The 24233-nt window shown below is 37.0% G+C and carries 21 protein-coding genes; 18 read left to right on the plus strand and 3 right to left on the minus strand.

Annotation, left to right across the window (positions count from 1 at the left end; genetic code table 11):
* Positions 1–51: 51 nt before the first annotated feature.
* From BN6559_RS10750 to BN6559_RS10765, 4 genes are all read left to right on the plus strand, one after another.
* Positions 52–615: a nitroreductase family protein gene (locus tag BN6559_RS10750; protein ID WP_199883929.1), complete on the plus strand. Its 564-nt coding sequence runs from the start codon at positions 52–54 to the stop codon at positions 613–615.
* Positions 616–836: 221 nt separating this feature from the next.
* On the plus strand, positions 837–1127 hold the full coding sequence (locus tag BN6559_RS10755) for a hypothetical protein (protein ID WP_110954704.1): 291 nt from the start codon (positions 837–839) through the stop codon (positions 1125–1127).
* Positions 1128–1174: 47 nt separating this feature from the next.
* Positions 1175–2116, plus strand: a complete 942-nt coding sequence (locus tag BN6559_RS10760) for an AEC family transporter (RefSeq protein WP_110954705.1) — start codon at positions 1175–1177, stop codon at positions 2114–2116.
* Between the two features lie 364 nt (positions 2117–2480).
* Positions 2481–4514, plus strand: coding sequence for a methyl-accepting chemotaxis protein (locus BN6559_RS10765; protein ID WP_456060652.1), 2034 nt, complete (start codon positions 2481–2483; stop codon positions 4512–4514).
* A 48-nt stretch (positions 4515–4562) separates the two neighbouring features.
* On the opposite strand, the gene BN6559_RS10770 is transcribed toward BN6559_RS10765, so the two are convergent.
* From BN6559_RS10770 to BN6559_RS10780, 3 genes are all read right to left on the minus strand, one after another.
* Positions 4563–5888 (minus strand): VanW family protein, encoded by a 1326-nt coding sequence (locus BN6559_RS10770; protein ID WP_199883930.1) that lies wholly within the window; start codon positions 5886–5888, stop codon positions 4563–4565.
* 186 nt (positions 5889–6074) lie between these two features.
* Positions 6075–6947 (minus strand): PRC-barrel domain-containing protein, encoded by an 873-nt coding sequence (locus BN6559_RS10775; protein ID WP_110954708.1) that lies wholly within the window; start codon positions 6945–6947, stop codon positions 6075–6077.
* Positions 6948–8069: a tetratricopeptide repeat protein gene (locus BN6559_RS10780; RefSeq protein ID WP_110954709.1), complete on the minus strand. Its 1122-nt coding sequence runs from the start codon at positions 8067–8069 to the stop codon at positions 6948–6950.
* A 226-nt stretch (positions 8070–8295) separates the two neighbouring features.
* Between BN6559_RS10780 and BN6559_RS19730 the strand changes: the two genes are divergently transcribed.
* The 14 genes from BN6559_RS19730 (at position 8296) to BN6559_RS10850 (ending at position 24202) form a co-directional block, all read left to right on the plus strand.
* Positions 8296–10314 (plus strand): sigma 54-interacting transcriptional regulator, encoded by a 2019-nt coding sequence (locus BN6559_RS19730; protein ID WP_110954710.1) that lies wholly within the window; start codon positions 8296–8298, stop codon positions 10312–10314.
* A 392-nt stretch (positions 10315–10706) separates the two neighbouring features.
* Positions 10707–10970, plus strand: coding sequence for an HPr family phosphocarrier protein (locus BN6559_RS10790; RefSeq protein WP_110954711.1), 264 nt, complete (start codon positions 10707–10709; stop codon positions 10968–10970).
* 14 nt (positions 10971–10984) lie between these two features.
* Positions 10985–12691 (plus strand): phosphoenolpyruvate--protein phosphotransferase, encoded by a 1707-nt coding sequence (gene ptsP, locus BN6559_RS10795; protein ID WP_110954712.1) that lies wholly within the window; start codon positions 10985–10987, stop codon positions 12689–12691.
* Positions 12692–13093: 402 nt separating this feature from the next.
* Positions 13094–13294, plus strand: a complete 201-nt coding sequence (locus BN6559_RS10800; RefSeq protein ID WP_110954713.1) for a 4Fe-4S binding protein — start codon at positions 13094–13096, stop codon at positions 13292–13294.
* Positions 13294–14445: a 2-oxoacid:acceptor oxidoreductase subunit alpha gene (locus tag BN6559_RS10805; protein WP_110954714.1), complete on the plus strand. Its 1152-nt coding sequence runs from the start codon at positions 13294–13296 to the stop codon at positions 14443–14445. Before BN6559_RS10800 ends, BN6559_RS10805 begins: the two co-directional genes overlap by 1 nt.
* Positions 14442–15257 (plus strand): 2-oxoacid:ferredoxin oxidoreductase subunit beta, encoded by an 816-nt coding sequence (locus BN6559_RS10810; protein WP_110954715.1) that lies wholly within the window; start codon positions 14442–14444, stop codon positions 15255–15257. Before BN6559_RS10805 ends, BN6559_RS10810 begins: the two co-directional genes overlap by 4 nt.
* Positions 15254–15778 carry a 2-oxoacid:acceptor oxidoreductase family protein gene (locus BN6559_RS10815; RefSeq protein WP_110954716.1) on the plus strand — a complete coding sequence of 175 codons (525 nt, stop codon included), beginning with the start codon at positions 15254–15256 and terminating at the stop codon, positions 15776–15778. Before BN6559_RS10810 ends, BN6559_RS10815 begins: the two co-directional genes overlap by 4 nt.
* 85 nt (positions 15779–15863) lie before the next feature.
* Positions 15864–16538 (plus strand): uracil-DNA glycosylase, encoded by a 675-nt coding sequence (locus BN6559_RS10820; protein WP_110954717.1) that lies wholly within the window; start codon positions 15864–15866, stop codon positions 16536–16538.
* Positions 16539–16647: 109 nt separating this feature from the next.
* The gene (locus BN6559_RS10825) at positions 16648–17892 is read left to right on the plus strand and encodes an HD-GYP domain-containing protein (RefSeq protein WP_110954718.1); all 1245 of its coding nucleotides are present in this window, start codon (positions 16648–16650) and stop codon (positions 17890–17892) included.
* A 237-nt stretch (positions 17893–18129) separates the two neighbouring features.
* The gene (locus BN6559_RS10830) at positions 18130–19641 is read left to right on the plus strand and encodes a CoA-acylating methylmalonate-semialdehyde dehydrogenase (RefSeq protein WP_110954719.1); all 1512 of its coding nucleotides are present in this window, start codon (positions 18130–18132) and stop codon (positions 19639–19641) included.
* 295 nt (positions 19642–19936) lie between these two features.
* Entirely contained in the window at positions 19937–21148 is a 1212-nt protein-coding gene (nhaA, locus tag BN6559_RS10835; RefSeq protein ID WP_110954720.1) for a Na+/H+ antiporter NhaA, read from the plus strand.
* Between the two features lie 385 nt (positions 21149–21533).
* On the plus strand, positions 21534–22601 hold the full coding sequence (locus BN6559_RS10840) for an RNA ligase RtcB family protein (RefSeq protein ID WP_110954721.1): 1068 nt from the start codon (positions 21534–21536) through the stop codon (positions 22599–22601).
* Between the two features lie 9 nt (positions 22602–22610).
* Entirely contained in the window at positions 22611–23216 is a 606-nt protein-coding gene (gene prfH, locus BN6559_RS10845; protein WP_110954722.1) for a peptide chain release factor H, read from the plus strand.
* Positions 23217–23458: 242 nt separating this feature from the next.
* Positions 23459–24202 (plus strand): ribosomal L7/L12 family protein, encoded by a 744-nt coding sequence (locus BN6559_RS10850; protein WP_110954723.1) that lies wholly within the window; start codon positions 23459–23461, stop codon positions 24200–24202.
* Positions 24203–24233 lie beyond the last annotated feature (31 nt).

Here is a 24233-nt window from a genome sequence, read left to right on the forward strand (position 1 = left end):
ATCAAGATAGATAATTTGAGGGGAGTGATTGTCCTGAGTATTTTAGAAATTATGAAAAAACGTAGAAGTGTAAGAAAGTTTAAGCAGGAGCCAATTACAGATCAGGAAATGAAACAGATCGTTGAAGCTGGACAGCTTGCACCAAGCGGCAGTAACAATCAAACTTCGCACTTCGTTGTGATTCAAAAAGTAGAAATTTTAGACGAATTACGGGAATTGGTGAAACATGAATTTGCCAAAATGGAGATTGATGAAAATACATATGGTAGCATTAAAACTTCCATTACCTTATCAAAAAAGGGAAAATATAATTTTATGTATAATGCACCCGCTTTCATTATTGCAACAAATCTTCGCGGGTATGGCAATGCAATGGCAGATTGTTCACTTGCATTAGGCAATATGATGCTTATGGCGGCGGAATTGAATATCGGAACATGTTGGATTAATCAATTAAAATGGTTAGCAGATAACGAAGCCATAAAAACATATCTTGAGAAATTGGGAATTGGAAAACAAGAAACAGTGTGTGGGTGCTTAGCCGTTGGATATTCTGATCAGCCTGATCTTCCACCTATCATTCGAAAGGGAAATATTGCTGATTTTATAAAATAAATGGAGCTTTTATAAGTGAAATGAGATTCGATAGCGCGTATTTACGCTTGTAAATATTTTGCTATGGATTGTAGTTTTGGTCTCCCGCCGATTATTTGGCGGGAGATTTTTATATACATAAAAATGTGGCCTACAATAGGGATACGTTTAATTTTGTATTTACATGCTTGGTGATTTATGTTAATTTTAACACAACAAAAGAAAGATAGAAGGAGAAAAAAATGTTTTTCAATATTTCTGTTAGTAAGACAATTAAATATTTTGAAGAAGTAGATGACATCACTGCAATGAATGTACGTTTGTCGATGAAATATTTTGGTTGGAATTCAAAAGATTACATTGATGCGTCAGGTGTAGAAGATCGCTATGTATATCGTATTGAATTTATGCGAGATGATCAACAAGGCGGTTTTTTTAAAGCACAAACAAATGATGTGGGAAAAATAAATAGTATAACGAAAGAATGTGCATTAAAAGCATTGAAATCGTATCTCGACAAAGGCTGTAGTTAGGAGTAGTATAGTTTCATATTGTATTGTAGTTATAGAAAGTAGGAGATATGATGATACTATTGCACGCAATTGAAGGAGTTCTTAGTTTACTTTTAATGGGGCTTGTTGGCTATATATTGGCAAGAAAAGGCTGGTTTAATAAAGAGACTTCCGCTTTACTTCCAAAACTCGTTACGTATGTGTCATTGCCATTGTTTTTGCTATGTAATCTAATTACAACATTTCACCGTGATGATTTGATTCACATGATGTACGGTGTAATTGTGCCAATGTTGTCGATGATGATGTGTTTTGTAGTTAGTTTAGTATTAGGAAAATTGTGTAAAGTAAATAAACGGCACATTGGAATCTTTCATAGCACTTTTGTTACATCCAATTCTATATTTGTTGGGATTCCGGTAAATATTGCATTGTTTGGCGAAGAGTCTTTACCATATACGTTGTTATATTTCTTTGCCAATACGCTATTTTTTTGGACGGTTGGTAATTATTATATTAGTTCAGATGGTGAAAAGCATAAGGCGATGCTGTTTAGTATGGAAACTGTTAAAAAGGTATTCTCTGCACCGATACTTGGATTTTTATTTGCTATTTTTCTTATTATGTTAGAGTTATCTTTACCTGATTTTTTGCTTAAAACGGCAAGGTATATGGGGAATATGACAACACCGCTTGCCATTATTTTTATCGGTGTTATTTTGCATGGCGTTGATTTGAAAAAGATTAGACTGGATAAAGATATTTTGCTGGTAATGTTGGGTAGATTTGTGATCAGCCCGCTTAGTATTGTCGTGATTACTTATTTTATTCCGATTCCTGAACTTATGCGTAAGGTGTTCATTATACAAGCGTCTCTGCCAGCTATGGCGCAGACTGTTATTTTAGCAAGTTTTTACAAGGCAGATAGTGAATATGCGACAATTTTGGTGTCGCTTAGTACACTGGCATCTATTCTAACCATTCCTTTGTTTATGGAGATTATATCTTAAATATTTTGACGTCGCAGAATGAAACATAACATAGTTCACTTGATGATAGTTTTTACCTATATATGATATAACTATTACTAATAAGGAAATACAGGAAAATATAGTATAATCTATGTATAGGATTATGATAAGATAATTAAGAAATAAAACAGATATGTAGAGTTTTAGGAGCAAAAGGGTTTATTGTGACCGTTTAATGAAGCGCTGCAAGTCTGTAAGAAATCTATAGGGCATCAAGGTTTCACATTAAAACGGTTGCACTGGTCAATCTGGACTCAATGATGCATAAACGTTTATTGCTGAATTTTGTTTTAAACCAAACAAAAAATCTTATTTATATTTTCATAGTGTATGATAAAGGAGAGTGAAATTTTTGCGATTTCAGAATGTTAAAACAAAATTTCTAGTAGTTTTATTACCGTTATTTATTCTTAGTTTTGTTGTTTTATCTGTAGTAAGTTATTACTTAGCAAATGAAGCTTTGAATGAAGCAGCAGATGAAACGATAAGAACAATGGGAAGAGAATCTTCGATGCAGGTACAGGAAGGCATCAATGAGCGTATTATCAGATTGGAAGAGTTAGGTGTTGATAGCGTCCTGCGGGGCAATGATGAGCAGGCAAAAGTTGCGTATCTGGCAAATTCGCAAAAGCGATTAGGCTTTGATTCTTTATATTATTCAGATTTAAAAGGAAATTGTATTCGTGCCGATGGTAAAAAATTTAATCGTGCAGATCGTGAATATTTCAAAAAAGTGCTGGATACACAAAAAGCATATGTACCGCAGCCTGTTGTATCAGGTGTTACGGGTAAATTAATCCTTGTATTAACTGCACCTGCCTTTGAAAATGGACAGTTTGTTGGCATGATGATGGGGAGTATTACCTTAGAGAAATTATCTAAAGTTTTAGATCAGGTAAAATTCAGAGATTCTGGGTATGGTTATATTGTGGAAAACAAAGGGAAGGTAATTGCAAACAATAAAGCACCAGAATTTATCAACAAATTGGACTTGTCAGAAAAAACAATTAACCCAGAACTTAAAACAGTGGCGACGGAGTTAGATGAGGACTTAATGCGAACTTTTAAACAAGTCGTTGAAACTGGTGAAGCGATGAGCTGTTATTACAAAAATGTACTGGGAAGAGACGATGTTGCAGTATTGACGCCGATCGATCTTTTTGGACAACGCTGGGTTATGGTAATTACTGCGCCAGAGTCTGAAGTGACGGCGCCTGTAAAACGATTGGCAAACTATATGTTTGGCATTTCCATCTTCTTTATATTGTTAGCTATTATTTGTATTTATGTGTTTGCTAAAAATATTTCTAAACCGATAGAGATCATTCGTGATGATTGTATGCGTTTAAAAGATGGCGACTTTAAAGATAGACCAGTTAGTGTTGATAGTGATGATGAAATTGGTCAATTGGCAAAAGGTTTCCATGAAATGAGAAACAATTTACGAGATTTAATAAAGAAAATACAAGGGGAAGCTGAAGAGGTCGCAGCATCGAGTGAAATGCTGCATGAAAGTGCAGGGCAATCTGCAGAAGCATCAAATCAGGTCGCGGTATCAATTACGGATATTGCGCAAGGCGTAGAAAAACAATCGTTATCTGCAAAAAATGTAAATGGTGTGGCAAAGGAAGTCGCCAACATTTCTGAGGAAATTGCACATAAATCAAAAAATGTAGCAGAAGTTGCGCACACAGCAAATGACGATGTGGAGCTTGGGCGTACGGCGATTGCGAGTGCAGTGGAGCAAATGCAGCAAATTGGATCAGGTGCTGAAGAAGTACAGCAAGCCATACATAAATTGGAACAAGGGTCTCAAGAAATCAGTAATATCGTTGATTTGATTTCTAATATTGCCGGACAAACAAATCTTTTAGCGTTGAATGCTGCAATTGAAGCAGCACGTGCTGGAGAACAAGGGCGCGGTTTTGCGGTCGTTGCTGAAGAAGTAAGAAAGTTGGCTGAGGAATCCCATCTTTCATCGCAAAAGATCGGCGAATTGGTGAAACGCAATCAAATTGATATGGAAAAGGCTGTTTCGGCAAGTCAGGCCGGTACGGTTGGTATTGGCAAAGGAATTGAAGCGGTGAATTCGGCCGATGAAACATTTAAAAACATTGTGAATGTGATCAGCCATTTGTCAGATGAGATCGCTGATATATCAAAATCAATCAATACGATGGCAATCGGCAGCAACGATATGTTAACAGCGATGCAGCAAATTGATGAAGTAAGTAAGAAAAATGCAGCTGAAGTGCAGTCTGTATCGGCTGCGACGGAAGAACAATCAGCAGCAATGCAAGAGATTGCATCAGCAAGTCAAAATTTAGCCAATCTTTCTACTGAATTGAAGAGAGCAATTTCTAGATTTAAAATTTAAATAAGATAAAAATTAAAGCTGAGGGGATTATCCCTCAGCTTTAATTTTTTATTTTTTTGTAGATCTTTTTCGATCGCTTTTTTTGGGGGAAAACGTTTCTTCAGATAATTTCGTTCCTACAACAACGATTTGATCTTCCGGACTGTATTCATCGACATAAAGTAACTCACGGCTTATTTCCTGTCCATTGATACTTTTAATACGGTAAGACGAGACAATATAGCCCGTTAATCCTTTATCCTCAACAACCATCTTGCCGGCAGGTAAATTTGGATCATATTTATTTACGGTACCAGGTGAGAGGGTTTTATCTACATTTGAGGTCAACGTGATTGTTTCCTTGCTGCGATCGCTTAAGTTTCCTAAAATAGCAATGGTTAAAGTTCCGTCTGCCACTTTTGCTATAATATACGCGTTGTTGGCTAGCGTATTTTTAAACTTAAAATCGAGTAAATGATCTGCAACCGTTGCATCTAGTCCAATTGGAACGTAACCCAGTGGATGAAAATGCGGGGTCCGTTCAACGGGTTTCATGTCGGCAAGCAGGATAGAATTGTATAGAGTGCTGCTGACTTGGCAAACGCCTCCGCCGATATCAGGGACAGTTTTCCCCTCGATGATAACAGGTGCTTCTTTAAAACCAGCCTCGGCAATGCGTAAGCCTGTCAAATCATTAAAAGATATAACTTCATCTGGTCTTAATAGCAAATGATTGATACTATTGGCAGCAATGCGGATGTTTTCACTGCGATTTGTGTTAAAATGATTAAAATTAGAGCTGTATACAGATAAAACCGTATCAATCTTTTCTAGAGCGGTTTTCGTTACATTTGGCACATCTTCTACAACTGGCAATTCAAGTGAAACAGGAAGCTCAAAGTCAAAAAGTTTTTGTGCAAGTGTAGAAAGTAAATCTTCATGATTCAATTTCTGCCCGGTAACTTCAGGCACGATGGAAATGATATCATTTTCTAATTCTATGTAAGCGTCTTTTCTTTCTGTTGCCGTTTCAAGACCAATCTGCCAGAGGATTGCTCTTAATTTTGTTTCGTCGTAAGTGATCACATAAGGAATTTTAATTCCATGATGTGCGCTCCTGAATCTTTCCCAGAAACTTTGCAATATGTTGTTTCCACGACCAATTTGATAAGCATTTTTTGCAGTTTGTTCAAAATTTATATAGAAATCAATATCGCTTGGCATGATATTCCAAGATTTATCTTTATAATGAAGTCGAATGATTGCTTTTTTATCTAATTTACTATGATAGATTTGCTCCAGCTTAGTTTGGGCTTCTTGTACAGTGTGTCCGCCAATTGGTATATCTGCTGCTGTTACGCCATAGAAAATACGTTCAGATACAGATAAAGCCATACTGAAGCTAATGAGAATGATGGAAGAGAATAAAAGAATAATAATAGAGAAAATGAGACACATTTTTGCATTTTGAGAAATTTTATTAAAAATACTATATTCCTCCTTTTGCAGTAATAGACAGCGTGAGCATAGAAAACCCCTGCATGAGCAGGGGTTTATTATTACCAAAAGGCTGGCATTTTATTATTGAATATTCATAGAAAGTTCAACGAATTTATTTGCTAATTTCGCTTTTTGTAAAACTTCTTCAGTAATATCTGCGCCCGCTTCAACAATAACAATACCATTATCAGTTGTAATGCGACGACTTGCTTTTTTGCCAAGCAAGAAACGACGATGTCTGTCATCTGCTATTTTATCTGCTGGTTGTTTAGCTGCTGTTACTTTTGGATCAGCTGCAGGTTCTTCAGTTTTCGTTTCAGTTTTAGGTGGTTCTGCCTTTGGTGCTTCCACTTTTTCTATTGGATTAGGTGTCTCTGGCTTAACTTCCACTTTAGAAGTTGTCGCCGTCACCGATTGTTGTTCTTTTTCGACTGCAACAGTTGTTTCAGCTGGTTTTACAGTTTTTATTTGCTCACTAAGATCTCTTTCAGGGACTTCGCTGTCGATTACGGTAACTTGTTTACCGAAAACGGATACCTGCTCGGCAGAGACTTCGCTGATTTCATTTGAAGGCGTCATGATTTCACATTTGGCAATTTTTCCATTGTCGTCAACAATGATTTCATTTACAATTCCGTGAATACTACCTGCTTTCGTAATTGCCTTTGTACCGATTACTTTGATGTTTGCTGTCAGTAATGGTTCGAATTCAGTAGCTTCGTCTACAGTTAAAATACTTTCACTGCTTGTAATTGTAATCGCATCGTCACCAATTGCGATTACGGAAGTATAAGGTAATATTTTAACGCCGCGGTACCAATCTTCATCTTCAATGATCAGAGCGGTAATGATACCATTTGCAGCATCGATTACCAACGATTTACTGATTCCTAATTCTTTACCTTCAGTAATACTTATGATTGGCAATCCTAAAATATGTACACTTTTTTTCATTTATAATCCCCCTAGATTCTGAATTTGTAAGTCGTTTTTGGTTCGCCAGCTTTGAAACTCGCGTTCGATTTCACCAAACATATTCTGTGAAATATCTTTAAATGGCTTGCGTGTAATATTGCGCCTAAGCAAAGCATTTTTTATAATACGCAAATACGCAATGTTATTAATAAACTCTCTTTTTAAATCCTCATTTTGAATTAAGGCTGGTAATTTAAGAGCTTTATTATATATTACAATGGCATCGTCATATAAACCAGCAGTTTTATAAATATTTCCTATTTCAATAACGATAAATGGAGCATACGCATCATGCTGATATAATTTTAATGCCTTTTTAAAAGCATAAAGTGCGCAGTCATGCTCGTTTTTGCTTACTTGATCAAAAGCATAGTCTAATAAATCGTCTAGCGCTTCAAGCTTAGAAATTTGATTCATTGTGGAGATTTTTTTCTGATTTTTCACATCTGGTGATTCTGTATCCACGAAAGTTTTTTCTGTGTTTAAAGCCGTAATCAACGGTGGGCTGATCACTGTAGTTTTTTGTTCATTTGAGACTAAATATAAAGTGGGCTTACTTTCCGATGGTTCTTGTTTCTTAAGTGTCGGCATTTTCTGACTTTTTGCAAGTTTCATTGCAGTCTTTTCAATGAAACTATCGCAATTGGTCCCAACTTCAGATTTAGTAGGCATCGGCTCTTTGACTGCTGACAAAGGCTTTGCCAGATTCATGCTTTCTGTTTGCACATTTTTTGTTTTTATAGGAGCAAAGGTTTTCATTATTTCAGCTTTTTTCGGCATAGGGATTTCATTATCTAGCGTAGTTTGCGCCTCTGCTGTTTCTAAAACTAAATTCTGTACAGTTGCTTTATGTGAAATAAGATGTGAATTGTAACGGGCGATAAAATACGCCAATAAAATTGTAACGCCTAAAATCACAAGGTCATGATACGGATTCAAATATGTTCTGCTCATTGGCAGTGTGCTAATCAATAAAATCGCACAGAGAACGCATAACAACAAAGGTTTTGCATTTAATTCGAGTCCAATATATTTTGCAATTTTAAATGCACCAAAAAGGCCGATTGCGATTGACAAGAATGTAATTATGATATAGTCCACTTTCACATCACCATATAAATAAATTATCTTGATTTTGGTTTGAATTCGACAAAATTTACAGAAATCCTGTAATTTTTGCAATAAATTTTGAATTATATAAAAAAAGTAAAAAAAATCAAGAGGACTTTTGCACTATGTATAAAAATTTTTTGGTATAAAAGTATCGTATGCGGTATAATAAAAGCTAGTTTATACGTAACATCTTGCTTGGAAAGAGGTTTGACATATGTTGTTTGAAAGACAAGCGACAATTAAGCATAAAAGTGGTGTTCATGCGCGTGTTGCTGCGATGATCGTGCAAAAATCAATTGAAATTTATCAAAAATATAAGTGCAAAATGCAGCTGCGAACCAGACAAAGTGAACGATTGGAAATACAAGCACTTATGCCGATTGTGGCATTGAAAATCGTTTGCGGAGATGTTGTGTGGGTTTCGGCAAAGGGAGAAAAAGCCGAGCAAGCTGTGGAAGCAATGGTTGTATTTCTTGAAAGTGATTTTACGGTGCATACACCAAATGAAATGCGTGCTGTAGATCAACTATTACATGAGAATGCGTTTACGGCAGAGCAAATTTTTGCAAACATGGCAAATGGTTTAATTGTTACCAATCAGCACGATATCATTACGGTTTGTAACCCCGCTGCAGCAAGAATTATCGGTATTCACGAGTCTGCTGCGATTGGTAAGAATGTGGAAGATGTTGTGCCAAATACTCGGTTGAATATTGTCAATAAGACTGGTGAAGGTGAAATTGCATCTAGACAAATGATGGGCAAGTCGTTGACGATAACGAATCGTACCCCGATTGTGATTAATGGTGAGGTGCGAGGCGCAATTGCCGTTTTTGAAGATATTTCTGCATTGGAAAAAATTAAATGGGAATTTTACGAAGTAAAAGAATTGCAAGAACGCTTACAATTGATTTTAGAGTCTGTGCAGGATGGAATTTGTGTTGTAAGTAAGACTGGTGAAGTTAATTATGTAAATTCTTCATATTTGCGGATTGTTCATCGAGAACGTGAACAGGTTCTTGGTACCAATGTCTATGAAGTTGCGCCAAATGGTACAAGATGCAGCGTGCTGAAGACTGGAAAACCAGAAATCAATAGCTTTAGTAAAAAGCGTGATGGGACGATGGTTGTAGCGAATGTAAATCCGATTATGATAGATGGCGAAATTTCCGGTGTTGTCTCGGTTATTAAAAATATTACTGAAGTCCAGAATTTGATGGAAAAGCTGAGCACGATGTCAGCAAAAGCCGAATACTTAGAGCAAGAGCTGATGAGAACAAAGAAAACCAATAAGGCATTTGAAAATTATATTGGTTCAAGCGGACGTATTTTGGACGTGCTTGCAATGGCAACAAAAGCTGCTGAGAGTACAGCGACTGTGCTAATTCGTGGTGAAAGTGGTACGGGGAAAGAACTTGTTGCTGAGGGGATTCATTATGCCAGTCATCGATCAAAAGGACCGTTTATTCGTGTAAATTGCGGGGCGATTCCTTCTGCTTTATTAGAGAGTGAACTTTTCGGACATGAAAAAGGTGCTTTTACAGGTGCGGTGAAGCGCAAACTTGGTAAATTTGAACTTGCAAATCACGGAACGATTTTTCTTGATGAAATTGGTGAAATGGATAAAAATATGCAGGTTAAATTATTACGCGCTTTACAACAGAAAGAGTTCGACCGTGTGGGCGGAGAAAATACAATCAAAGTCGATGTACGTATTATTGCAGCAACGAATCGATCTTTAGAAGAAATGGTTCGGCAGGGAACTTTTCGTGATGATCTTTATTATCGTTTAAATGTTATTCCTTTATTTTTGCCACCTCTTCGCGAGCGAGTGGAAGATATTCCGCTATTGACAGAACATTTTATAAAGAAAATAAATGAACAATCCGGCAAACAGGTGAGATCGATTACACCGGAGGCATTGGAAGTTCTCATGGCCTATAAATGGCCGGGAAACGTTCGAGAATTAGAGAACATCATTGAACGCGTTATTACGCTGATGGAATCTGATTATATTGCAATTGAACATCTACCTTCCTATATAACTGGTGAAACCGTTAAAAGGGAAGTTAAAAAATTTGAATGTGGTGCGGTTCTTCCTTGGGAAGAATATGAGAAACAGATTATCAGCAACGCATTAAAACGATGTGGTAGTTTTAATGCGGCGAGTAAAATGCTAAAGCTAACGCATAAAACAGTAGCGACAAAAGCCAAAAAATACGGTTTGGTATAATTTGGCAAGAGATAAGTCCTAGTAAAAAAGTAGCAACACCTAGTAAAAAGTATCAACTTATTATGAAAAATTGATACTTTTTACTAGGTGTTGCTTGTTTTTTATATTATGATATAAGCGATATTAATTGCAAAGTTTTATAATTTAGGTTGTATTTTCGCGAAAAATGTAGAAAAACTAAGGGTAATGTAAATGTTTTTCTGCAGTTTTAATTTTTTCTAAAGAGTTGGCATAACACTTGCATATAAATAACATAGGTTGTACATTGAAGTTTTTGAATTTAATAAATTTAGAAATATCGCAAATAATACATGATGTTATTTAAAATGTATGACAGGTTCGTTTCATTAAAAATTTTAAAATATTAAATTTGGAATGGAGAGATTTGAATTATGGAAGCAAAAGTAGTTATCGCAAATAAAGCAGGAATTCATGCAAGACCAGCATCTATGTTGGTGCAAGCAGCAACAAAATTTCAAAGCAAAATTAAATTAGAGGCAAAAGGCAAAAGCATTGATGCAAAAAGCATTTTAATGATCATGAGTCTTGGCTTAGTAAAAGGTACAGAAGTTGTAATTAGTGCAGAAGGCGCAGATGCAGACGCAGCAGTAAAAGCACTTAAAGAATTAGTGGAATCAAAATTCGGCGAAGAATAAGGAGGCTCACAAGTATGCCAGAAGTGTTACGAGGGAAAGGTGTTATTTCTGGAATTGCTATTGGCAAAATTATGCTTGTAAGTCAGAATATCGATGGTTATCTTTCTGCTTATGGAGCAGGCGATATACAAGCGGAACTTGAAAAAGTTAAAAAAGCTTTAAAAGATGTTACAGAAATATTACAAACCAATGTAAAAACTTTACAAGAAAAAAACATGCCTGAGCAGGCTGCAATTATGGAAGCGCATCGTATGATGGCGCAGGATCCGATGATGGAAGAATCGATTCTGGCAAAAGTACAAGATGGTGTGAATGCACCGCGTGCTGTACTTGCGGCAAGCGAAGAATCTGCGACTTTGTTTGAAAATATGGATGATGCATATTTTCGTGAACGCGCAGTTGATATCCGTGATGTAGGCAGAAGGATTGCGAAATATATTCTAGGGGTTAAGGAACCAGAGCTTGGTGATGAAGCTGTGATTCTTTGCGGTAATGAAATTGAACCTTCTGTCATTGCCAATATCCCAACTGAAAAAATTCAAGGGGTTATTCTGGGGCAAGGCAGTACAACCTGTCATGCTGTTATTATTGCGAAGGCAAGAGCGATTGCAACGGTTGTTGGACTTGGTGAAAAAGTAAAGGGGATTGCAGATGGTTCAAGTGTTTTACTTGACGGTGAAACTGGCGAAATCGTTTTGAATCCATCCGATGAGATTGTAGAAACTTATCAAGAAAAACTGAAAAAGCAACAAGAGTTAAAGGCATATTATGCGAAACTTGCTCCATTGCCAGCAGAAACTACAGATGGTGTTAAGGTACAACTGGCAGCAAATATTGGTGCGCATACCGATATGGACAGCGCGTTATCTTATGGCTGTGAAGGTGTAGGTTTATTTAGAACTGAATTTGTATTTATGGGCAGAGAAGATATCCCAACAGAGGAAGATCAATATAAAGCTTATAAAGAAGCAATTGAAAAATGCGCCGGCAATATTTGCGTAATTCGTACAATGGATATCGGTGGTGATAAACCACTTGCTTATTTAGATATTCCAAAGGAAGAAAATCCATTTCTAGGTTGGCGGGCGATCCGTATTAGTTTGGCTAGACGTGAACTGTTTATGCCGCAGTTAAAAGCAATTCTTCGTGCGGGTGTTTTTGGTAAAGCTGCAATTATGTTACCTATGGTGATTAGTGTAGCAGAAGTAAAACAAGTCAAAGAATTAATCGCACAAGCAAAATTAGAATTAGCGCATGAAGGTAAAGCATTTTCTGATACTGTTCCATTAGGAATCATGGTAGAAACGCCAGCAGCTGCTGTTTTGACACCTGTGTTGGCAAAACACGTTGATTTCTTTAGTATTGGAACCAATGATTTAGTGCAATATACACTTGCAGTTGATCGTGTGAATCATAATGTAAGTTATTTATATAGCCATTTTCATCCTGCTGTTTTACGTCTTATTCATACAACGATTCAGTCCGCGCGGGAAAATGGTATTTGGGCTGGAATGTGCGGCGAAATGGCAAGCGACCCATATGCTGCTGTTATCTTAATGGCAATGGGTATCCATGAGCTTAGTATGAGTGCACCGTCAATTCCAAGAGTAAAAGAAAAAATCCGTTCCATAAGCTCAACGAAAGCGAAAGAGATTTTGGATGAAGTTCTTACCTTGGAAGATAGTGAAGCTGTGAAAGAATATTTATACAAGAATTTGTGATTTTTATGATAAAAAAGACAAGACATTTGCAAAAATGTCTTGTCTTTTTTTGTTTGCGAGAAATAGTGGAATATGGTGTAAAAAATAACAAGAAAATAGTTGAAAAAGCAGATAAACACTAGGGATTAAGAGATTTATTAGGAAAATAATGCAATAGGATGTATGAAAAAACAGGGATAAAAGTATTTTATGATTGAATTTATTTTAAATAAATTTACAAATAGGATAGATTTTTATAGCGTTATTTGTTATTATTGTTTATAGCATTTTAATACAGGGAAATGTGTAATTTTATAAATGGATCGTTCATCTTTATGAGGAAGAGCGCGAGCTGGAAAGTTTCGTTATGGCTGGAAGTTTTTATCGGACTTAATTTATTGTAGTGTGTAAGGAGGCTGCTCTATGAAAGCGGAGATACGAATTAAAAAAGAGAGATGCAAAGGTTGTAATATCTGTGTTGCATTTTGCCCAAAAGAGGTTCTGCAATTAGATACTTTGGGGAAAGTTCAGGTAATCAGAGCGGAGGCATGTATTGCCTGTGGACAATGTGAGCTGCGTTGTCCGGACTATGCAATTTATGTAGATAAGAAGGTGCATGCATAATGGGAAAAATAAAACTTATGCAAGGAAATGAAGCTTGTGCTGAAGGTGCAATTGCAGCAGGGGTTCGTTTTTTTGGTGGATATCCGATCACGCCGTCTACAGAGATTGCTGAATCTATGGCGGTTATGTTGCCAAAAGTGGGCGGTAAATTTATTCAAATGGAAGATGAAATTGCAGGAATTGCAGTCGTTTTGGGCGCATCGCTTGCCGGAAAGAAAGTTTTAACTGCAACATCGGGACCAGGTTTTTCTTTGAAACAAGAATTGATCGGCTATGCAGCCATTGCTGAAATTCCGCTTGTAATTGCCAATGTACAGCGTGTCGGTCCTTCCACTGGGCAGCCAACGTCGCCAGCGCAAGGTGATGTGATGCAAGCCCGTTGGGGAACACATGGCGACCATCCAATGATTGCATTGTCACCATGGTCTGTAAAAGAAAGTTTTGAAGTGGCAATAAAAGCCGTGAATTATGCGGAACGCTTTAGAACACCGGTGATCATTTTACTTGATGAAATTATCGGACATTTACGCGAAAAAGTAGAGCTTCCTGAAGCGGAAGATATTATAATTTATCCGCGCAGAAAACCTGAGTGTACACGTGATGAAGGCTATCAACCATTCAGACCTGCGGCTGATTTAGTGCCGAATGTTGCGGATTTTGGCACAGGCAATCGTATTCATGTTACGGGTCTTGTGCATGATGAAACCGGCTTCCCATCCGGCAGCCCAAAAGTTACAGAAGAGTGTATTCGTCGGCTGCATGAAAAAATTGAAATCGCGCAAGACGAAATTACGCATTATGATGCATTTTTTATGGAAGATGCCGAATATGCCGTAGTTGCGTATGGTGGTACGGCGCGTACTGCCTATGCCGCAGTAGAAAAAGCACGGCAAAATGGCATAAAGGTAGGCATGATTCGCTTAATGACAATATGGCCTTTTGCTGATAAAGTCATTCGAGATACTGCTGAAAAAGTCAAGGCAATTTTGGTTCCTGAATTGAATTATGGACAGCTTGTCAATGAAGTCGAACGTGTTGCAGGCGGGAGAGCGAAAGTAAAACTTCTAGCCAAATATAATACAGAAATCTTTACACCAGATGAGATTTGCAATGCAGTTGAAGCTTTGACTGTGGAGGTGGCTGAATCATGAGAAGCTATGATAAATATTTTCGTGAAAATAGGTTGCCGCATATGTGGTGTCCCGGCTGTGGCAATGGGATAGTGATGAAGGCAATTGTACAGGCGATTGAGCAAAAAGGTTTAGATCAAGATAAAACCGTAATTGTTTCTGGTATTGGTTGTTCGTCTAGAGCATCCGGGTATATGAATTTTGATACTTTGCATACCGCGCATGGCAGAGCGATTCCTTTTGCAACGGGAATTAAACTGGCAAATCCAGAATTAAATGTAATTGTAATCACTGGGGACGGTGACTGTACCGCAATTGGCGGTAATCATTTTATTCATGGTGCTAGGAGAAATGTTGATTTAACAGTTATTTTATTTAATAATAATATTTATGGTATGACTGGCGGGCAGGCATCTCCGTTAACGCCACTAGATAAAAAAGCTACGACTGCGCCTTATGGGACGGTAGACAGACCATTTGATCCTTGTCATCTGGCAGAGGCAGCTGGTGCAACCTATGTGGCTCGCAGTACGGCTTTTCACGTGAAGCATTTAAGTGATATGATTTCAACTGGTATGGATAATGCAGGTTTTTCCTTTATTGAAGCAATTACGCAGTGTCCGATTTCTTACGGCCGTAAAAATAAGTTGGGTGATGCTGCTGAGATGCTTAAATGGATGCGTGATACAGCGGTAATGAAAGCAGCTTACGATAAATTGCCAGCGGAGAAAAAAGAAGGGAAGTTCCCGATCGGTATATTTTATAATAGTTCATTTACTGAATACACAACTGCGTATCAAAAAGTAATTGACTTGGCTGGAGGTGCGAAATAATGAAGCAAATACGGTTATCTGGATCAGGCGGACAGGGCGTGATTACGGCAGCCATTATTTTTGCCGAAGGTGCAGTCAAAGAGGGTAAAGAAGCTGTACAATCGCAATCTTATGGTCCGGAAGCTCGCGGCGGGGCATCAAAAGCAGAAGTGATTATTTCAGATCGTACGATCTATCATCCTAAAGTTACAACGCCGGACATTGTTCTTGCGATGACACAACAAGCAGCAGATAAATATTATGGTGATTTGCATGGAGATGGAATTTTAATCGTTGACGAGGATTTAGTGCCGAATGTGCCGGATTTTCCAAATGTAATTAAAGTGCCTATTACACGGATTGCTGTTGAACAAGTTGGAAAAGTACTGTTTGCGAATATGGTTGCTTTAGGTTTACTTGTAAAAGTATCAAAATTAGTTTCTTTTGATGTCATTAAGGAAACTGTAGCAAATCGTGTGCCGCCAGCGACGATTGAAAAAAATACAACAGCTTTAAAGCTTGGCTTTGATGCGGTTAAATAAATTTATATAAAAAAATCCCATTGCAATATGATAAAATAAGAGCAATGGGATTTTTTATTATAATGAGGATAAGGACGGATCGAGGATGGAGATATTTAAAAATGATTGGGCAAATTATTTAAATGCCGAGCTGGAAGAAACTTATTATATAAAACTGCGGGAATTTTTGATTCGTGAATACAAAACACGCACTATATTTCCCAGCATGTATGATATTTTTAATGCACTGCATTACACCAGTTATAAAGATACAAAAGTAGTGATTTTAGGGCAAGATCCCTACCATGGACCAAGACAAGCTCATGGACTTAGCTTTTCAGTGCAGCCGGGTGTAGAAGCACCGCCGTCTTTAGTGAATATTTTTAAAGAACTGAAAGACGATTTAGGTTGTACGATACCGAATAACGGGTGCTTAATTCCATGGGCAAAGCAGGGTGTTTTACTTTTAAATGCAGTACTTACTGTTCGTGAACGTCAGGCAAACTCACATCAAGGCCTCGGTTGGGAAACTTTCACGGATAAAGTGATTGCTCTGCTCAACGAACGAACAGATCCTTTGGTGTTTATTCTTTGGGGAAAACCTGCACAAAAGAAAAAAATGATGATTACAAATCCAAATCATTATATTCTAGAGTCTGTACACCCTAGTCCATTATCGGCACATCGCGGCTTTTTCGGCAGTAAGCCATTTTCTAAAACAAATGATTTTCTTGTAAACCATCAAAAGACGCCTGTTGATTGGCAATTACCAAATCTATAATTTGTGAAGTTTGCAGATGTTTGAAGCGTCTGGCAATATAGAAGTTGAAAAATAAGTGGAATTTTGTATGAATAGAGTTGAAAATTATGGATAGAGGAGTATTTTTAGCATGCATTCTTTTGACATACATCCAGTAAATCTAATAAAAGCACTGTCAATGGCACTTGAACTTGCTGTCAATGGTATGTCAATCCACCATTGGCGTACAGCACTGATCAGCGATAGGATTGCGCGACAAATAAACTTAAATGCAGTTGAACATCAGCAATTAGTCTATGCCGCATTACTACATGATATTGGGGCTGCATCGAGCTGGAGTGAACGCCAAAAAATCATTGCGCCTGAACAATTTGATCGATATGGAATTTATCGGCATGCTGAAGATGGGTATCAGCTATTAAAAGATTCAGTGCAGTTGGGAGACTTAGCAAAACCGATTCGATATCATCACGATAAATGGGCAGGGGAAAATTGTTCTGGTCTTATGGGAGAGCAGATCCCTTTAACAAGTCGCATTATACATATTGCGGATCGCATTGAGGTTTTAATCCATGATCATGAATTTATTTTCAATCAATGTAAGCATATTTTGCACTCGATTGAAGCGGGAAGTGGAAGAGATTTTGATCCATTTTTAGTAGAAGCGGTGAAAAAATTGGCCCAAAAGGAAAGTTTTTGGCTTGATCTTGTGAACCCTAACTATTATGAAGTATTTTTCAGAAATATAGACATATATGGATCCATTCGATATTCATTGGATGACGCAATTCGTATCGCTGAAATTTTTGCAACGATCATTGATAAAATGAGTACTTTTACTGCAACACATTCACGAAGTGTTGCTAAAATTGCTGCGTTGTTGGCAGAAGTAAAAGGTTTCAGTGCTGATGAAGTTAAAAACATGAAAATTGCTGGACTTTTGCATGATCTGGGGAAGCTGGCAGTACCAAATGAGATTTTAGAGAAACCAGGAAATTTAAATAAAGAAGAAGTTATTATTATTAGGCAGCATACATATTATACATATCGTATTTTACAAGAAATTGATGGCTTTGATATGATTGCGAAGTGGGCGGCATATCATCATGAAACTTTGGACGGGCAGGGATATCCTTTTAGAATCGGGAAGGATTCACTCCCGCTTGGTTCGAGGATCGTTGCCGTTGCAGACATATTTGTTGCGCTTACGGAAGATAGACCCTATCGAAAGAGTTTACCGGAAGAACGTGTAAAGAGAATTATTTTAGATCTGGTAGCAAAAGGTAAAATTGATAAATCTATCGTATATGAATTGTTTGAAAACTACCAACAAGCATTGTATCTTATGCGTGATTTAAAAGTAGGCACGGTATAGTTAAATGACAGACCAAGGTATTGGTCTTCAGATTCGCTAGTTAGCGGCAAAAATAATTGAGGTTTGTTGCTGCTAAGATCATTTTTGAGAATTTGCAAATATATTAATATAACCACAATATCATCAAAATATAATCAATATAAAATAAAAATATAACAAAAATATTGTATTGTATGAACTAAAATGTTATCATGTAGTTAGCGTTTTATTACTTTTGAGGAAGAAGGTTGTATTACTATGCATGAAGTAAAAAGATTGCAGTACTACGTAAACGGAGAATTCAAAACCTCTAAAACCGAAGTTTATTCGGACGCCTTTGATCCAAGCACGGGAGAGATTATAGCGAAAGTACCACGCTGTACGCCGAGTGAAGTAGAAGAAGCCATTGCCAGTGCAAAGGCTGCATACCCAGGCTGGTCGGCAACTCCCGTACTGAAAAGAGTTCAGATATTATATAAATTTCGTGAACTCCTAGTCAAAAATATGGAAGAGCTCACACATTTGGTAGCATTAGAAAATGGAAAAGCATGGGGAGAAGCAGAGGGAGATGTTTTAAAGGCAAAAGAAGGAACTGAACAAGCTTTAGCAGCACCTTCTCTCATGATGAGTGAAAGTCTTTTGGATGCTTCAAAAGGCTATGATACTGTTGCTTATCGTGAACCGATTGGTGTATTCGCCGGAATTGTTCCCTTTAATTTTCCTGCGATGATTCCTATGGGATGGATGACACCAATCTGTATTGCTTGCGGAAATACAATTGTATTAAAAGCGGCTACGTTTACACCACAAACTTGTATGCGTGTGGCAGAATTATATAAAGAAGCTGGTTTGCCGGATGGTGTCATTAATATTGTCACATGCTCTAGGCATGAAGCTGAAATTTTATTGTCTCATCCAGACGTAAAAGGGATTACCTTCGTTGGTTCTACAGACGTTGGGCTACATATCTATGCAACTGCTGCAGCGGCAGGAAAAAGAGTACAGGCTTTATGTGAAGCAAAAAATCATGCTTTGGTCTTAGAGGATGCACCGATTGAACGGACTGCCGCAGGTATTGTGAATGCTGCGTTTGGTTGCGCTGGCGAACGTTGTATGGCTTTGCCAGTTGTGGTTGTGCAGGAAAGCATCGCAGATGCGCTGGTGAAAGCGATCATTGAGCAGGCCAAGAAATTGACGATAGGACCTGCTTATGATAAAACAACCAGACTTGGACCTGTTATTAATGATGAACATAAAAAATCAGTTTTAAATTGGATTCAGAAAGGGCTTGATGAAGGTGCGCAGCTTGTGCTTGATGGACGAGATGTTACCGTAAAAGGGCATGAAAAAGGTTTTTATATTGGGCCAACAATTTTAGATCATGTTAAGGAAGGGATGAGTGTAGGGACGAGAGAAATTTTCGGGCCTGTACTTTGTATTAAAAGGGTAAAAACCTTTGAAGAAGGATTGTCCATCATGAATGATAATCCTTATGCAAATGGTTCGGTAATTTTCACGCAAAATGGGTATTATGCTAGAGAATTCGTCCGCCATACAGATGGTGGAATGGTCGGTGTAAATGTTGGTATTCCAGTACCAGTGGGGATGTTCCCATTCAATGGGCATAAAAAATCCTTCTTTGGCGATTTGCATTGCCTTGGTAAAGACGGTTATCGCTTTTACACGGAAAGAAAAGTTGTAACTACACATTGGTTTGATGAACATGAGAAAAAATCAAAGACCGTAAGCACTTGGGATGGAACGATTTAACGATCCTTAAAAATACCTCTACTTTTTTACTACAGTCTAAAAATTTATTGTAGGGTAATGGGGGAATGTTACTCTATTTTAAAAGATTTAGACATCATATTTGTGAATGAATTCTATCTTACTTTATAGATCATAATATAGAATAGGATAGCTTTTTTAGTCGCAATCCATTATAATAATAAATGAATTATTTTTAAAACATGTAAGTGAATAATGTTTTTTAGGAGGAGGCTGTCATTACAGGCTCCTTTTATGTTTTTTTAATAGTATTTTGGAATAAAGTAGAGGTAAAATAATGAAAAAAAAGACCAACTATATTGTAAAAAAACGTGTTAGACAGCTAACGTGTGATTTTATGCATTTTTTTCAACGGGAGACAACGAGTGGGATTATACTGTTACTATGTGCAGTCGTTGCTATGGTAATTGCAAATTCTTCGTTGTTTGTAAAGTATGAGGCGCTATTGCATCGAGATATAAGTATTGGAATTGCAAATTTTTCTCTATCGATGTCCGTATTGCACTGGATCAATGATGCGTTGATGGCCGTTTTTTTCTTTGTTATTGGGATGGAAATTAAGCGTGAGGTTTTATTTGGGGAGTTAAAATCATTGTCGGCAACCATTTTGCCAATTGTTGCAGCCATTGGCGGTATGATTGTTCCAGCAGGGATATATATATTGATCAATTGGGGAGAGATTACAATTAGCGGCTGGGGTGTACCAATGGCAACAGATATTGCTTTCGCCATTGGCATTCTTGCCTTTGCAGCTGGAAATGCGCCGCGTAGTATTGCTATATTTTTGACAGCTTTAGCAATAGTAGATGACCTCGGAGCAATTATTGTGATTGCATTATTTTATACGAGTAACCTATCCTGGATTGCACTACTTTTTGGCATGGGGTTTTTAATCATTGCATTTTTATTAAATCGTGCGAAGGTGCAGTTTATCAGTGCTTATATATTCAGTGGATTGCTTGCTTGGTATGCTTTTTTGCAAGCTGGTATCCATCCAACGATTGCCGGTGTAATACTTGGTTTTATGATACCAGCCAATGGGGAAAATTCGATGATGCATAAGTTGGAAACCATTCTTGGAAGATGGTCTTCTTATGCTATCATGCCGTTGTTTGCACTTGCCAATGCAGGAATCCGAATTGACGCCGAAGCTTTTACAAGTATTTTTACGCCCGTTGGTTTAGGAATATTGTTGGGGCTTTGTCTCGGAAAGCCAATTGGCATTTTTGGCAGTGCTTACTTATTGATAAAATTCAAGCTAATAAAGATGCCGGAGAAACTTAACTTTTGCTATTTTGGTGGAGCTGGTGTACTCGGCGGAATTGGTTTCACAATGTCACTGTTTATCGCCTCATTGGCTTTTTCTGACCCGAAGATTTTGATGACAGCAAAATTGAGTATTATTTGTGCATCGATATTGTCGGGGTTGATAGGGATTTTGATTTTTAAAATCATTGCATGGAACCATAAGGTGAAAAAAAATACATAATTTTAAGAGTGGATGTATTGATTGCCAAAATAAAACTATTTTTAGAAATTTGGTAAATAATTTTTCACGAGAAATCTGTTGGTTCATACTGACAAATACCGTTCTAGTTAAAATAAAAATGCTTGACAAATATATCCATGAAATGTATTATTAAAAATAATCTAGATATTAGGCTAAAGGAGTGTTTTATTATGTTGGTAATTGTTAATTTTGCGGTGAACGAAATTTAATAGTAAGTTTTTAGACAACCATAAGCCTAATATTTTTTGATGGCACGATAGGTTATCGTGTTTTTTTATTGCCTTTTTTAAGGTAATCTAGGCCGCAGCTTGGTTGCTGCGGCTTTTTTATGTCATTTTAGCAATAGTTAATTAAGGAGAATCAAATGAGCAAAATAAAAATAATTACCAACGAAAAAAATTGGTTAGAAGATACTGCAATAAACCAACTAAAATGTTTATCCGAGTTACCAAGTGTAATTCAAGCAGTCGGATTGCCGGATTTACACGCGGGAAAATCTCCGATTGGTGCGGTGATTGTAACAAAAGGATGCATATACCCACAGATTATTGGCGGTGATATTGGTTGTGGAATGGGGTTGTTTTCCACGGGAATTGAACATCGCAAATTTAAGCTTGAACGTTGGGTTACAAAGTTAAATTGTATACGAGAGCTAATCGATGTTGAAACCATAAACCCATATAAAGAGCCAAGTCCAATTTATGATTTGGGAACGATTGGCGGCGGAAATCACTTTGCTGAATTTCAGGTGGTTGATAGAGTGTATGACAAAGAAAGCTTTGCAGCACTGTCAATCGATGAATCTATGCTAATGTTATTGATACATAGTGGATCGCGTGGTTATGGGCAAAGTATATTAAATCGATTTGATAAAGCGCAAGGACTTATAAACAATAGTAAGCAGATGCAAGACTATATGGCAGAACATGAGCAAGCAGTTGTTTGGGCGTCAAGGAATAGATCCATTGTAGCGAATAAATTGTTGCGTTATTTAGGATATACTCCACATATTGAAAAGATTATTGATTGTCAGCACAATTTTATAGAGCAAAGAAATGATGTATTTATTCATCGTAAAGGAGCTGTATCGGCAGAATTGGGAGCTGTAGTTATACCGGGATCCAGAGGGGCGCTTACCTATGTTGTAAAACCAACGGAAAATACTAAAATAACAGCGTATTCATTATCGCATGGCGCTGGTCGTAAGTGGGCGAGAAGTTTGTGTAAATCGCGCATTCGTGATAAGTATGACAGAAATACAATTCGTCAAACAAAACTGAAAAGCAAGGTAGTATGCCATGATACTGATTTATTGTTTCAGGAGGCACCAGAGGCTTATAAAAATATTGATACGGTCATTGAAAGTCTCTTACAATTTGGATTAATTGAAGTTGTTGCTACGCTGCGGCCAGTATTGACATATAAGGGGTGATCAATAGCTATGTTACTACAAATAAGTTCTGGAAAAGGACCCTTAGAATGCGAATTGGCAGTTGGAAGATTTTTAAAGGTATTAGAAAAAGAGTTTGATGGGCTAAAAATAGTAAGTCAGATGCAAAGTGGTTATTTGGATTGTTATAAATCAGTCATTATTGAAATAAATAGCAAGCAAGCTAAAAACATTATTGGAACCATTCAATGGATCGTAAAAAGTCCGTTTAGACCAAAGCATAAGCGAAAAAACTGGTTTATTGGAGTCTGTGAAATAGAAAAAAATAAACAACAAAATTTTGATGGTACCCTTATTCGTTTTGAAACCTTTAGAAGTGGTGGAAAAGGTGGACAAAATGTGAATAAGGTCGAAACCGGGGTGCGAGTTATCTATATACCTACTGGTCTTAGCGTTGTGTCAACGCAAGGGCGTGATCAATATACGAATAAAAAATTAGCTTTAATCAGATTGAATGAAATCATTATGGAGCAAAATTTTGCCCAAGAGCAGAAAATGAAGGAGGTTATGTGGATTCAGCACGAATTGGTAGAGCGCGGAAAACCGATTCGTATTTATGAAGGAGATGGATTTAGGTTACGAAAATCTATATTATAATTCAAAGATTTCTTTTTCATAGTGAATAGTATCGTCGTGGAGTTTTGGATTTTAATTTGATTATTTGTAATATGATGTAGTTGTAAGTTTCTAATTTAATAGATTATAATAAATTTACGTTAATGAATGATTTAAATTAAAAAAATGTGATACTAGGTCTTCCTATACATTTAAAAAGCTGATTTATTGAATTCCGTCAATATCGATAAGAAGATATAGGAGATTTTTGAGGATGTGATTTTATGAAGAAAAATGCCATTATTTTATTGTGCTTCTTTCTTTGGGTGGCTGCCACAATATTGATATTTGGATGGGTCATACCTGTGATTATACAATTTTATTTACATAATGATGAAGCGAGAGGGATTACACTGTTATTCATTTTTATTGGAGTGGTTCTTTTAAAACGATTTACGTGGCAGAATTATCTTGTATATGTTATTGCTGTATTCTCACTGATTGGAATGATAGGTGATACCACTGGCAATTTTGTGTATAACAAACCTCTTGAATGGCTGCTGTCTTCTTTTGGCGAATTACAGATTGTACAGAATATCTATAATTATGTACCGGGGGAATATGTTATTTCGAATGATCTTATACTTTTAGGTTCGGATGGATCGAAAGAACGGTTGAGTGAGATATGGTTGTATCTATACCGTTTTATACAATATTTAATAACTTATTCTATTTTGGGATCTTTGCTTAGCTTTATCATAGATAGATTACCCGCTAAGAGAATGGTAATATTTCAAAAGGTAGAAAATGATGTTATGACGGAGGAATTAGCACACAAAGTAGCAGAAGAACTTAAACGCAGAGAAGACGAGAAAAACAGCAAGCTGATAATTTCCGAGGATATCAAAGCAGAGCTTTTGAAATTAAAGAAAAATGGCGATCTTATTTTAGCAATTAAAGTAGTTCGAAAATATACGGATTTATCTCTGGGGGAAGCAAAGAAATTTGTCGAGGATTTGGAAACATAAAATTTTGTTCATGCTTATAAGGGGATTATGA

The organism is Massilibacillus massiliensis (genome assembly GCF_900086705.1).
GTDB classification, from domain to species: domain Bacteria; phylum Bacillota; class Negativicutes; order FLKF01; family FLKF01; genus Massilibacillus; species Massilibacillus massiliensis.